The organism is Klebsiella electrica, from assembly GCF_006711645.1.
GTDB classification, from domain to species: Bacteria; Pseudomonadota; Gammaproteobacteria; order Enterobacterales; family Enterobacteriaceae; genus Klebsiella; species Klebsiella electrica.
Genome location: NZ_CP041248.1, coordinates 67,407 through 80,993, shown reverse-complemented (window position 1 = coordinate 80,993; position 13,587 = coordinate 67,407). Strand labels below are relative to the sequence as shown.

12 protein-coding genes are annotated in these 13,587 nt (G+C 49.5%); 9 read left to right on the top strand and 3 right to left on the bottom strand.

Annotated elements, in window-relative coordinates; translation table 11 throughout:
- Positions 1-39: 39 nt before the first annotated feature.
- A complete protein-coding gene (locus tag Electrica_RS25685) occupies positions 40-1,698 on the top strand; it encodes an FAD-dependent oxidoreductase (protein WP_025760366.1) in 1,659 nt (552 codons plus the stop codon).
- A 263-nt stretch (positions 1,699-1,961) separates the two neighbouring features.
- On the opposite strand, the gene Electrica_RS25680 is transcribed toward Electrica_RS25685, so the two are convergent.
- Positions 1,962-2,603 carry a recombinase family protein gene (locus Electrica_RS25680; RefSeq protein ID WP_045269835.1) on the bottom strand — a complete coding sequence of 214 codons (642 nt, stop codon included), beginning with the start codon at positions 2,601-2,603 and terminating at the stop codon, positions 1,962-1,964.
- A gap of 167 nt (positions 2,604-2,770) precedes the next feature.
- Here Electrica_RS25680 and Electrica_RS25675 point away from each other — a divergent pair, with 167 nt between their 5' ends.
- Together Electrica_RS25675 and Electrica_RS25670 are read left to right on the top strand one after the other, a co-directional pair.
- Complete coding sequence (locus Electrica_RS25675; RefSeq protein WP_045269834.1) at positions 2,771-5,809, top strand: Tn3 family transposase; 3,039 nt, start codon at positions 2,771-2,773, stop codon at positions 5,807-5,809.
- A gap of 23 nt (positions 5,810-5,832) precedes the next feature.
- Positions 5,833-6,855 (top strand): IS110 family RNA-guided transposase, encoded by a 1,023-nt coding sequence (locus tag Electrica_RS25670; protein WP_001572362.1) that lies wholly within the window; start codon positions 5,833-5,835, stop codon positions 6,853-6,855.
- A 356-nt stretch (positions 6,856-7,211) separates the two neighbouring features.
- Here the strand turns inward: Electrica_RS25670 and Electrica_RS25660 are convergent, their stop codons facing one another.
- A complete protein-coding gene (locus Electrica_RS25660) occupies positions 7,212-7,715 on the bottom strand; it encodes a hypothetical protein (protein WP_007372141.1) in 504 nt (167 codons plus the stop codon).
- Positions 7,716-7,968: 253 nt separating this feature from the next.
- Here Electrica_RS25660 and umuD point away from each other — a divergent pair, with 253 nt between their 5' ends.
- From umuD to Electrica_RS25630, 6 genes are all read left to right on the top strand, one after another.
- Positions 7,969-8,385, top strand: coding sequence for a translesion error-prone DNA polymerase V autoproteolytic subunit (umuD, locus tag Electrica_RS25655; protein ID WP_008786793.1), 417 nt, complete (start codon positions 7,969-7,971; stop codon positions 8,383-8,385).
- Positions 8,385-9,650 carry a translesion error-prone DNA polymerase V subunit UmuC gene (gene umuC / locus Electrica_RS25650; protein ID WP_009652912.1) on the top strand — a complete coding sequence of 422 codons (1,266 nt, stop codon included), beginning with the start codon at positions 8,385-8,387 and terminating at the stop codon, positions 9,648-9,650. Before umuD ends, umuC begins: the two co-directional genes overlap by 1 nt.
- Positions 9,651-9,799: 149 nt before the next feature.
- Complete coding sequence (locus Electrica_RS25645) at positions 9,800-10,690, top strand: DNA replication terminus site-binding protein (RefSeq protein ID WP_007372144.1); 891 nt, start codon at positions 9,800-9,802, stop codon at positions 10,688-10,690.
- Positions 10,691-11,002: 312 nt separating this feature from the next.
- The gene (locus Electrica_RS25640) at positions 11,003-11,383 is read left to right on the top strand and encodes a type I-E CRISPR-associated protein Cas6/Cse3/CasE (RefSeq protein WP_127649377.1); all 381 of its coding nucleotides are present in this window, start codon (positions 11,003-11,005) and stop codon (positions 11,381-11,383) included.
- A gap of 288 nt (positions 11,384-11,671) precedes the next feature.
- Entirely contained in the window at positions 11,672-11,929 is a 258-nt protein-coding gene (locus tag Electrica_RS25635) for a helix-turn-helix domain-containing protein (protein ID WP_001333498.1), read from the top strand.
- 170 nt (positions 11,930-12,099) lie between these two features.
- Positions 12,100-12,591 (top strand): GNAT family N-acetyltransferase, encoded by a 492-nt coding sequence (locus Electrica_RS25630; RefSeq protein WP_000217395.1) that lies wholly within the window; start codon positions 12,100-12,102, stop codon positions 12,589-12,591.
- Positions 12,592-12,676: 85 nt separating this feature from the next.
- Here the strand turns inward: Electrica_RS25630 and Electrica_RS29050 are convergent, their stop codons facing one another.
- Entirely contained in the window at positions 12,677-13,360 is a 684-nt protein-coding gene (locus Electrica_RS29050; RefSeq protein WP_008786796.1) for a hypothetical protein, read from the bottom strand.
- Positions 13,361-13,587: the final 227 nt, after the last annotated feature.

Below are 13,587 nucleotides of genomic sequence, written 5' to 3'. Positions count from 1 at the left end.
CTGGCAGGCATTTCGCCCCGGGTGAACAGAGAGGATGTAATGAAAATAGTGATTGTTGGTGGTGTTGCCGGCGGGGCATCCGCTGCAGCCAGAGCTCGTCGGTTATCAGAGGATGTCAGTATTGTTGTGTTTGAACGGGGAAGCGATGTCTCTTTCGCCAACTGTGGATTACCTTATCATATAGGCGGAAAAATTCCTTTAAGGCAGTCACTGATTCTGAAAACCCCGGAGGATTTTAAATCCCGCTTTAACATAGACGTCCGTATCTGTCATGAAGTGACGTCAGTGGATCCGGTTAATAAAACGGTGACGGTTAAAAATCTGACCTCAGGGGAGGTCTATAGCGAAGAATGGGATCGTCTGCTCCTCAGTACCGGCGCCGCTCCGGTTGTCCCTCCTTTGCCCGGGCTACAGGAAGAGGGTGTCTTTACGCTGCGAAATCTTACTGACATGGATGCTATCCTGGGGTGGATTGAGCAACATCACGTAGCTCACACCACGCTTGTCGGGGGGGGATTTATCGGACTTGAAGTGATGGAGGCTCTGAGCGAACGGGGGATCAGTGTGACCCTGCTGGAGATGGGGGAACAGGTTATGGCTCCGGTTGATCCTGAAATGGCATCTGCCCTGCATCAGGAAATCCGGAGTCATGGCGTGGATCTGCGTCTCAGAACGGCGCTCACCGAGGTACTGCGGACAGAGACGGGATTCCGCGTTGCACTGTCTGAGGGTGGGTTTCTGCAGACCGACATGGTTATTCTCGCCATCGGGGTAAAACCTGAGAACAGCCTTGCCACAGGAGCCGGGCTCGCAGTGGGTAAACGGGGAGGCATAAGCGTCAATGCCTGTATGCAGACCAGTATCCCTGACATCTACGCCGTGGGGGATGCCGTTGAAACCCCAGACTTTGTCTTTCAGGAACCCGCTAATTTTCCTCTGGCAGGGCCCGCCAACCGCCAGGGACGCATTGCTGCTGATAACATGCTAGATCGTCACAGCCTTTACCATGGCAGTCAGGGGACATCCATTTGTAAGGTATTTTCGCTGAGTATTGGCAGCGTCGGTGCGAATGAAAAGCAGCTGAAAGTTCATGGCACCCGATACGAGAAGGTTTACGTCCATGCCGCTGATCATGCCGGTTACTACCCGGGGGCAACGATGATCAGTCTGAAACTGCTGTTCAGCCCCGATACCGGTAAAATTCTCGGGGCTCAGGCATCAGGGAAAAAAGGGGTTGATAAACGCATCGATGTCCTGTCTGTCGCACAGCGCGCGGGGCTTACCGTCAACGATCTCGAACATCTTGAGCTGACTTATGCTCCACCTTTTAACAGTGCAAGGGACGTCGTTAACCAGGCTGGTATGGTGGCGACAAATGTAATGAAAGGAGATACGGTCATATGTCATGTCAGCGATGTGTTACAACGGGAACCGGGCAGTTATTGTTTACTTGATATTCGCTCTCCTGCCGAACTGAAACAATTTGGTGAATATCCTGACGCGCTATCCATCCCTCTTGATTCCCTGCGGGAAAACCTTGGAAAATTGCCTAAAGATAAAGAAATTTTTATAGGATGTCAGAGTGGCCTGCGCGGGCATGTGGCATACCGTATTCTGCAGGCTCACGGCTTCCGGACATATAATCTGAGTGGTGGTTTCATAACCTGGCAGACGGTAACGGAGTCAATGAGTAAATAAGAGATGAAGTGCCATACACACATGGCACTTCATTTCTCCAGATTCGTTGAAAACATATTATATGGAATAGAAAATCTACAAAAATTATTAACGCCTTGAATGGCAGCTATAAGCGCATACCCTGAATCACTTTAAAGTGATTCAGGGTGTGAATGACTATTTTTGGATTTGGCACACAGCGTACTTCCAGGCTGCTAGTCATTAACAAGCCCTAACTATGACGCCTATGCAATGATCGCAATAAACACCGTTATTCCAGCCTTTCAGGAAAATTCATTATTTTTATACAGCGCTTGTATCCGACATACCTGCGAAGCACTGTAACCTGTTGCATCTGCGGTTTCACGAATACTCAATTTCTTAACCTGCCGATAATACAGTACTTTCTGGTGACGCTCCCGATCAGCTTGCTTACCTTGGTATTTACCTAGTGTATGAGCCCGTTCAATCCCCTGTTTTTGCCGCTGTCGGCGGCTCAGCCAGTCCTTATGCGACATCGCGGCCATCAGGTCGATTAGCATGTTATTGATGGCGGTTATTACTGCGCGAGTAATCGGGTCCGCCTGCGAAGGATCTTTATCTGACAGCGCCTGCCATGAGGTGGGCACATCAAGACTGACAATCCGCAGCTCATGTTTTTCTATCTGCTTTTTCAGCGTCATCCAGTCGCTGTTGCTCAGACGGGTCAGACGGTCTATCTGTTCGACCAGCAAGATATCATTGTGGTGACTGTCCATCAGTAAGCGCCCCAGCTCAGGGCGATCAAGTTTTGTGCCGCTGATATTCTCCCGGTAGTAGCTGGCGATTTTATGTCCCCGCTGCTGAACGAACTGCTCCAGCATCTCTTTTGCCCGGTCAGCGAACTGATCTTCCGTCGATGCCCTTAAATAAGCTCTGATGAACATTTTTCCGCCATAATATCGCATTTAAGTTATTGCATTTAATCTATCGCATATAGGTTATGGCATAAATCGTGTGATGTCACGTTTTGGTTATACCGTCAGGGTGTACCCTTATGCGATAACCATTTTTGTTAAAAATACCGCATCGGATAATTTATGAGGGAAACTATATGGCAAGGAGGCAGATTCTTTCTCTGTCGGAAAGAGAATCATTACTGGCATTGCCAGACGATGAGTTAACGCTGACCCGGATGGCCTATTTCAGTGAGCATGATCTGGCGCTTATCTGTGCTCACCGTAAACCCGCCAGCCGTTTTGGTTTTGCCGTCCTTCTTTGCTATCTGAAAAATGTTGGCTTTGCCCCGGATAAAAAAATCCCACCCTCTGATGCACTGCTGAAACATATCGCCAGCAGGCTAAATCTTACCGGTGATCTCTGGCCTGCTTACCTTTCCGGCAGGGATACGACCCGGCGCGAGCATTTAACCGAACTGTACCGCTATCTTGGCGTGAAGGCATTTACCGGCAAAATACAGCAGGACTGTATTACACACCTGCTGTCGATGGCGACGCGTACTGATAAAGGTATTCTCCTGGCCGAAGAGATGCTGGTCTGGCTCCGGCAGAACAACGTAATAATCCCCGCGATTGATGTCGTGGAGCGTACCTGTGCTGAGGCCATGGCAGGCGGCGATAAAATCGTATTTCAGACTCTGAATGCCCCGTTAACTCCGGCTCACAGGGATGCCCTGGATCGTTTACTTGAGTCATCGGATAATCAGTCTTCCAGGCTGACATGGCTTCTGCAACCGCCGGGTAAAATCAATGGTAAGAACGTGCTGCAACATCTTGATCGGCTCAGCAGCGTTGAATCGCTGGCATTACCGGAAGGTATAGATCGTACCATTCACCAGAACCGGTTGCTGAAACTGGCGCGGGAAGGCCGGAAGATGAGTAGCCGTGATTTGACCCGATTTTCAGCAACCCGGCGTCATGCGATCCTGGTGTGCGTGCTGGAAGAAGCCAGAGCCACACTGACAGACGAAGTGATTGAGTTGCATGAGCGAATGCTGAACAGCCTTTTCAGCAAAGCCAAAAGAACACAGGCAGAGCGCCTTCAGCAGACCGGAAAGCTGATCCAGTCAAAACTGAGGCAGTACATCGATGTCGGTCAGGCGCTGTCTGATGCCCGCGATTCCGGTGACGATCCATGGCTCGCAATAGAAAATATACTCCCATGGCCTGAATTTGTCGCCAGTCTGGAGGAAACACGCCATCTCGCCAGAAAAAATAATTTTGACCCGCTGCATATTATTACCGAGAAATACAGCATATTACGGAAATATGCCCCACGCATGTTATCCACTTTACAGTTAGTCGCAACCCCGGCAGCGCAACCTCTGGCTGATGCGCTGGTTGTGATCAAGGATATGTACCTGAAGCACTCACGTAAAGTTCCGGCGACTGCGCCGCTTGAGTTTGTCCCTGAAAGCTGGCACAGGGTGGTGATTACACCTGCGGGTATTGATCGGCAGTATTATGAATTTTGTGCGCTCAGCGAGCTTAAGGGAGCGTTGCGCTCCGGGGACATCTGGGTTAAAGGCTCACGGCGCTACAAAAATTTTGATGATTACCTCATTCCCGAAAAGGACTTTGACAAACTCACTCCGGCGCTGCCACTGCCCGTATCTGCTGATTACCATGAGTACATTACCAGCCGTATGACCCTGCTTCAGTCCAGACTTGAAGAGGTCAATGCCATGGCAGCCCTTGGTGAACTGCCCGATGTGGAAATTTCCGACAGGGGCGTAAAAGTCTCTCCGCTGGATAACTGCGTACCGGCGCAGGTTTCACCGCTGGCAGAGCTGGTTTACAGCATGCTACCGCGCCCTAAAATCACGGAAATTCTCGATGAGGTAAACGGCTGGACGACGTTTACCCGACATTTTTCGCATATAAAAAATGACATTACCCGTCCCGATACCCGCCTGCTTCTCACCACCATTCTTGCGGATGGCATCAATCTTGGCCTGACAAAAATGGCAGAAGCCTGCCCCGGGAGTACCAAATCATCACTTGAAGATATTCAGGCATGGTACATCCGCGACGAAACCTATTCAGCCGCCCTTGCAGAACTGGTAAACGCGCAGGGGAAAAGGCCGCTGGCGGCATTCTGGGGAGACGGGACAACATCATCATCAGATGGACAGAATTTCAGAACAGGCAGCACTGGCCGCTACGCAGGACAGGTTAACCCGAAATATGGGCAGGAGCCCGGACGACAGTTTTATACCCATATTTCGGATCAATACAGCCCGTTTTACACCTGCATAATAAGTCGGGTCAGGGATTCAACCCATGTTCTCGATGGCTTGCTGTACCACGAAAGTGACCTGAAAATCAGGGAGCATTACACCGATACCGCGGGTTTCACCGATCATGTCTTTGCCCTGATGCATCTGCTGGGATTTGCGTTCTGTCCGCGAATCAGGGATCTCCATGACAAGAAGCTGTTTATCAAAGGGAAAGCAGACCAGTACCCGGCGCTTCAGTCACTGATATCAACGACCAGCCTGAACCTGAAAGAGATCGAAATTCACTGGCGTGAAGTGTTGCGTCTGGCAACCTCGATAAAGCAGGGAACAGTGACGGCATCCCTGATGCTGAAAAAGCTTGCCAGCTACTCAAAGCAAAATGGACTTGCCAAAGCACTGAGAGAAATTGGCCGTATTGAACGAACGCTGTTTATGATCGACTGGTTCCGCGATCCGGCACTTCGTCGGCGGGTCCAGGCGGGACTGAATAAAGGAGAAGCCCGTAACGCGCTGGCGCGCGCGGTATTCCTGCACCGTCTGGGTGAAATCAGGGATCGTAAACCGGAAAATCAGAGCTATCGCGCCAGTGGACTGACGCTGCTGACGGCAGCTATCTCGCTGTGGAATACCGTCTATATGGAAAGAGCGGTCGATGCCCTGAAGCGTAAAGGGGTGAAGATCAACGATCAATTGCTGTCGCATTTGTCCCCGCTAGGCTGGGAGCATATCAATCTGACAGGCGATTATATCTGGAAAAGCAACCGGATACCGGCTTCCGGTAAGTTTCGTCGGTTGAGACCCGCTAAAGTCGAAAGGTCAAAAAATAGCCTTAACGAATGGAAGGGACTTCCCCTGGATATGCGCCTGATTAACTCTTGTGCAATCATGGGGTAAACATAGCCCCGGAGGGATTCGTTATGACCATCACGACTGTCGGTATCGATCTTGCTAAAAATGTGTTCGCTGTTCACTGCGTTGACCAACACGGTAAAACTGTTCTGGTTAAACCCAAAGTATCGCGTGCTGCCCTTCCTGAGCTGATTGCCAGTTTACCTCCCTGTGTTATCGGGATGGAGGCATGCTCCGGGGCTCACTACTGGGCAAGGTTGTTTCGGCAATATGGTCATGAACCACGGCTGATGGCTGCTAAATTTGTATCTCCTTACCGCATGGCCGGTAAATCAGGCAAAAATGATGCAGCTGATGCTCAGGCTATCTGTGAAGCAGTTCGTCGCCCGCATATGCGGTTTGTACCAGTGAAGGATGAGAGCCAGCAGGCGATGCAATGCCTACACCGTATCAGACAGGGTTTTATCGAAGAGAAAACAGCAACATATAACCGATTGAGAGGTTTGATATCGGAATTCGGTGTCATCGCCCCACAAAGTACAGATGCCCTGCGTCACATGGTTTCTGAGCAGAAGAGTTCTTTGCCACTTCAGGTTCAACAATGTGTTAATGACCTGCTGGAACACATTGATCGTATTGAAGATAATATTACTGAATATGACCGGATTTTGTCCCGCATGGCAAAAACAGATCACCGCAGCCAGCGATTGATGGAACTGAAAGGGATTGGTCCCACAACGGCCTGTGCGCTGGTCGCCAGTATCGGTAATGCACACGATTTTAAAAATGGGCGACAACTGGCAGCCTGGCTGGGACTAACGCCATCGCAGTACAGCAGTGGTGGGAAATCAAAGCTTGGCAGGATAACTAAAGCTGGCGATTCGTATCTGCGAACGCTACTGGTTCAGGGGGCTCGTTCGGTTCTGATTGGTGCCGAGAAAAGGACTGATTTATTCAGTCGTTGGGTCTGTTCACTGGTCGATCGCAGAGGATACTGGCGTGCCGTTGTAGCCATCGCCGCCAAAAACGCAAGGCTGTGCTGGGCATCATTGCATTACGGTGATGATTTCAGGCTGTACTCAGCCAGCTAAAGCACGAAACAAAATAACCATCTGACCTGCAATTCGTTGATGATAAAGGGTTAGACCCCGTGAGGCCTATCTGGCTATTGTACAGGATATACGTATCCGCTTAACGAACAAGAACCTCACGCGCGTCTTTCATCAGGGTCCGAATCGATGACGATTCATCATGGCCGTTTATAGTACCGCAGTCTCTCCCCTTTATTTTTACTGAAGAGCAGACAGAAACCATAAACACCGGCGTTGACACGCCGGGGAAGCCCTTATAGTACAATAATTTTCGATATCCAAACTGACCCCAAGTAAGGACGGTCGCGCCTGTGGTGGTTTTATCTCCGTGGAGCGCCTGGCCCCGGCCATAATTGTTAGTTCGATACCCCATGAGTCACGCCTCCGGGTATTGCCAGAAAGTCGGGGGCTTCAGCCATACCTTTGCGCGATAACAGCACTAATCTGTCCTGCGGGGTCGAGACAATTTCATCCCCGTTATCCAGTACGCTGCCCACCAGCGCGAGCCCTTTCTCGAAGTGTGTAGCTTTCTGGCCAGCGCTTGAAACAATCCGTGCAGATGAACCATCGGTATAAGTGACTGCATCACCCTCCACTGCGATTTTGACCATTTGACCGTTGCCTAGATCCATAACCCTGGCGCTATCAACAGCGGTTACGACACCACCTCGCGCAGTCAGGCTTCCCTCGACCGCAACACGCCAGATTGCTGTTACCGGGTGTTGGCGATCCCTTTCAGCGTTCTGCTCAATAATTTGTCGAGCATCCACATCCATTGCGGCCAGATCAGCGTCAGAGAAAGGGGATTTGTCAAAGTCGGCCAGCATTTGTTGAGTTGCTTCATTTGTAAACTGCTTCATCGTTATTACTCCTTATAAAATGTACGGATAAATTCCGAATTGTATACGAAGTAAGCACGAGTAAATTCTGAAAATGAACTGAGGAATCATATGGTTGCAATTTGTTATGTGCAGTTACCCACTTCTGGACAAGTGATAAGAAAAACCTGAAGAGTGATAGCGGAAAATAACTTTCGGAAAAGGAGGTGCGAAAATTCCTGGCTCCTGTCTATAATACTGTATGGATATACAGCACCACGAAGAGCAGAGCATTATGAAACTTATCCCAGTGACACAACAATCACCAGGCCAATTCCCGTTGTTCGTTGAGCCTGTCAGCGCAGGTTTCCCTTCAGTCGCTTCCGATTATGTTGATGAATTTATTGATCTAAATACTCACCTCATCAAACATCCATCTGCAACCTACTTCTTACGAGTAACAGGTTCATCGATGGTAGAGGCACGTATTCACGAAGGCGATCTGGTCATCGTGGATAGCTCACTTGAGGCGAAAGAGGGGGATATTGTGATTGCGACCGTTGATGGTGATTTCACCATTAAGCGGTTGCAGCTAAGCCCGGCTCCCGCGCTACTGCCAATGAATAGCCGGATGTCACCGATCTATCTGAAAGAAGGCGAAGAACTGGCCATTTTTGGCGTGGTGACCTTCATCGTGTACAAGGCCTTGTGATGTTCTGCCTGGTGGATTGCAACTCATTTTACGCCTCCTGCGAGAGAGTCTTTCGGCCCGATCTGGTGAACAAGCCAATTGTATGCCTTTCGAACAATGATGGCATGGTCGTGGCACGTTCAGCGGAAGCTAAAAAATTAGGTATCCAGAATGGTGACGTGTACTTCCAGAAGAAAGCATTCTTTGAAGCTAACGGTGTACATGTTTTCAGTTCTAACTATGCCTTGTACGCGGAGATCTCCCGTAGGGTGTGTGAGACATTATTTAAATTCTCCAGTAATACTGAGGTCTACAGTATTGATGAAGTTTTCCTTTCGTTTGAAGGAATGCAGAAAAATTATAATTTTGATGACTATGGAAGAGAAATAAAGAAAACCGTATTAAAGAGCACCCATATACCCGTGGGGGTGGGCATATCGACAACTAAAACTTTGGCAAAACTAGCAAATAAAGCTGCAAAAACATGGACTAAAACAGGCGGAGTGGTTGATCTCAGCAGTCCAGAAAGACAACGTAAATTATTGCCATATATTGACGTAAGCGATGTCTGGGGGGTGGGCCGGAGATATGCCACCAGACTGAACAGCATGGGCATCAGGACTGCTCTCGATCTGGCCAATGCGCCAACATCGCTTATCCGTAACACATTTGGAGTCGTACTGGAGCGAACGCAGCGCGAATTGAATGGCGAGTCCTGCATAGCCCTGGAAGAGGTGAGGAAGGTTAAGCAGCAGATCATCAGCTCGCGTTCATTCGGCCAGAAAATAGAGCACTACGAAGCAATGCACCAGGCGGTGTGTGAGTATGCCGAACGTGCAGGCGAGAAGCTGCGCGAAGAGAAGCAATACTGTCGCTGCATAACGGTTTTTATTGGCACAAGTTACTATTCGAAAACGGCCCCTTACAGTGGCCAGCAGACAGTCAAGCTGGAAAACCCCACCGCCGATACCCGGGAAATCATTGCGGCTGCGGTCGCAGGGCTCCGGCATATCTGGCAGGAGGGATACCGATACCATAAAGCCGGAGTGATGCTATCTGACTTTTATGATAGCGCCACCAGCCAGCTCGATTTGTTTGGTGAGAACCGACTCTTTGCCAATGGTGAAGCGTTGATGGGCGTGATGGATAGAATTAACCGGTCAGGTCGGGGGAAATTATGGTTTGCGGGCCAGGGCATCGACAAAGACTGGACGATGCGGCGGGAGTTATTGTCACCATCCTATCTCACTAACATTAATGAAATCCCTCGCGTCAGGATTGGCTAATCAGCAGTGAAAACTTCATTCGTCATCGATAAAATTCGTCTGTAAACAAAACGAACTTGATATACTCGGTTTCGCTTGTTATGAGTATGTATGTACATACAGTCCTCCGTGCAGCGGAGGGAGTTTAGAGCCCTTTTTCGGGGATAGAAATGAATATCTCAACAACTTTCCAGACGCTGGAGAGCGAGATCACACAACTTCGTGGAGTGCTGGGTTCCCGGCTTCCGCTCAAGGCGAGTGTCTGCGTCCTGCCAGCCGTTGCTGATGGCGAAGAAGATATGGCCATCGAACACATCATGCCTGAGCTGAAACAGGGACACGATGCTGTCCATGCTGCCTGCGCGGCATACGCTGACCTGCATATCAGGGATGGCTATTCGCAGAAGTCCGCTCGGCGCACTACCGGCGTATTATGGTACGACAATACAGATGCGGAATTCTCTCAGCTGGTTACCCGTTTGGTGACATCCATCAACCAGCATAAAGAGAGCATTCAACGCCACATCATCGAAAACTACGGTGGTGATCGCCGACCGGAATACATGCGCTTCAACGCGCTGCATAGCGCCTGCCCTGGTGTCATGACCCTGCATCTCTATCGGCAGCTGCGTATGTTTGATAATGCTAACGTCAATCTGGTCAGTTTCGGCTGGAGGCAAAAGACGCTTTTTAGCAGGGTTAACAAAATCGAGTTGCTCCAGAAGATGGGCAAGGACATCGAGGAAGATGAAGATAAATCAGTCAGACTCAACTCGTTGATTAAGGCTATTGCGCGTGTACCGGAAGAAAAGCTTCGCTTACGCCGTCCGGTTAAAGTGCATCCAGCTGCAAACATCGCGATGGCTGATCCTGAACACCCCGACCAGATACTGCGTCTTTCTGCCGCTTCATCTATGCCGTTCATTATCATTCAGGATGAGCACGTGAAAATTCGGCCATTGCCAGAGTTCGTGGCCAATGAAGTAAAGCCGAGGAGTAACCGCCTCAAGACAGATGTGATCGGTATATTCCACGGCGAAAGTATCGAAATGATTCTCTGACCACACCGGCCAAAGGACTGGCCGTATTCCCCCCTCATAATTTCGTCACTCGCCGTCCATGCCATACCCTGAAACTAATATTGAAAATTCATTATGTTCAGCAAGGAATGTGGCGTGAAATACTTTGAATGTGCGCTCAGGTTCAGAATCGCCCCAGGTGACGTGTATGGGATCCACCAGCAACTGGATAAGGTAGTCCAGGAACGTTCTGGGTCGCGACTCCCATACACCTTCTACTCTCGCAAACAAAGTGCCTCCGACACCCAGGTTGTTCTGAGAACGGCTGTTGCACTCGGGCTCCCTGGCGAAGTCATGAAGGAAATCATGTTTGTGTCTGGCCAGAAAATTCGAATCTGCGGCTCGCTGGCCACTATTCGACGCGAGGAAGCTGGAGGCCGGAAAAGAGAGATTTGTCCACCTGCCCATGAACTCCCGGATTATATCCACTATCACCTGGAACGGGCCGGAGTGATCTGTGGACGGTTACGTATCGTTCGAAGCACCAAGTTCCATATTATTAAGCCCGGGAGCGTTGGCCGTACATCCCACAAGATCATTGTACCGATGAGCCAGTACGATGCTGAATGCGTGATTGAAGATGTCGGCGCACTTGAACAGGCATACGCTTTCGGGATCGGCAGAAAGCGGATATTCGGCTTTGGCTATATGAACAGCATCGAAGTGCTTTCCTGAACAGGCCATTAAGCATAGTTATTATCTGAATTTCAAACCGACTCGCAAACTTACGGCATTAACACTTCTGATACACCCTTTAAATGCTGTAAACTGTTGTAGCCCTTACTAAATCGTAAGAGTGGGGATTTGCAGCCCCGACTAATGACACGCCGTTCATGTACTTGAACGGTTCGCACTCGCTCGCCTGTTTTTTGTCAATGGTGGGTCGGGGCGTGGGAGCCTTACGGCTCGCCAGTCGTCATTAGCTGGTACTGCAAACCATGTTCCGATTCACCACCAAAGGAAATGGAGATGGAAAAACAGGACTGGCATAAGGCAGACATCATAGCTGCGCTACATAAGAAAGGTTTGTCACTTGCCTCACTGAGTAGGGCTAACGGTCTTTCAAGCAGCACTCTGGCAAATGCACTGACACGTGACTGGCCTAGAGGCGAGATCATCATCGCTAATGCAATTGGTGAAGAACCTCAAGAAATATGGCCAACCCGATATTTTGATAAGGCAGGAATGCCGATCAAGAGAATCATAAGAAAACCGGTTTAAATGAAAAAGGCTGGCATTTTTGCTGGCCTTATATACCTCCTGGCTCTGCTACTGAAACCACTAACACCGATCAAATGGTCATCAGCGAAATACCCCGTTCATTTCTATTGACCTCTTTACCTCCATGTAATCAAATTGATGGAATAATAACGGTTACGAGAGACAAACTGATGACGGTGTTATCTGCCCCTGAAATGCGCTTTGGAACCAAACAGGATGTTCCCTTTATCATAGCGGTGATTCGCGACGGTATGCGGGATGGGTATTTTAACTTTGATGATGATGACGGACTGTCTCAGTTCGAAAGTCAGATCTCAGAAGCCATTGCCAGGCGGGAACGGGGAGAGAATTGCGCCGATTTCTTGTTTGTCTTTGATGCTCAACATAATGGCGCAGCGATAGGTTTTGCCCTACTGACGGGCAAAAATGGTGCAAATGGACTTGCTTCACATCTGGAAATCAGGATGTTTGGTGTTACCAGGAGTCAAAGACAAAAAGGATTTGGGCGCTCCATGTTGCAAAGTATTCTGGATGCTACTCCCGGCCATAAAGTGGAGGCATCCTGTCTTCCTGCATCAGTTGTCATGGCCAGGATGCTGACTAATGCGGGTTTTCACGTCAAAGAGATAAGCCCGTTTGGAAAGCGTACTTTCAGACGCTAATGTAAAATTCAGATAAAAAAACCGGCTGACGAATTCAGTCGGTTTAGTAATCCTGCAAAAGGATGCTGGACAGCGACGGACGACTTCAGAGCTGTGGCAATGGCCCCTGGTTATCTTCAGTCGCAGCCTGGTCTTTATCCGGGGTGGCCGTTGCAGTCCGCGAGGCATCAAATGAGACCGTTGGGTCGCTGAGAGTCAGGATGCCAGTGTCTTCAACTTCTCGCGTTGTCAGCGTAAGCTCAGATTTACTGTCATCACACTTATTCGTTTTCTCCGCCAGTGCCTTGCACCAGATATAACGACCTCTCTGGGCATCAGAGACTGAAGGCTCTCCATATTTCTCGATCGCCGACTTCAGTAAGAGATCAGGGTTGCTGAATGAAAAGCGGATTTTGTAAGCCACCGGCTCAATGGGGTCAACTGCCGTATCGGGGATAAAATAGACCACCGTCTCCTGGTGAGCATCTCCCCAGAAAATACTATTCAATGAGTTGTTACTGTAGCGCTTTTGAATTTCTTCACCAGCAGACTGGCCAAGTTTGTCAGTGATAGCAGTGATCGCTTCAGAAGCTGTCATCCGCAGGCTTACCGGCCCTATAGAAAAAGACATAACATCAAAGCTATTCAGGGGGGTAATGGTGCTTTCTGGAGCGGTAGATGAATCGGGTACGTCATCACTGTACAGACTGTCATCCCCCGGAGAAGGCGTTACAGGTGCTGAATTTTGGATGTCAGGTGTGTAGCTGGGATCGGGAGCGTATAGGCCCATTGTATCATTCTGTACAGCAGAATATACCGAAGCGGTCGGCAGGACGGTAAGGAGCGCAAGGGCGCAGTATCCAAGGTATCTGGTCATATTCACCTCGTCAGTAGCAGTTGTCCTACTGTAACAGCGCGAGGTTTGAGAACATCATGGAAATGGGGTCAAAGCGGGGCGAAAAACAAGCCTGATTCACATGGCTTACGTAGCAGCATGGAGATCTCCTGAAGTCGGAG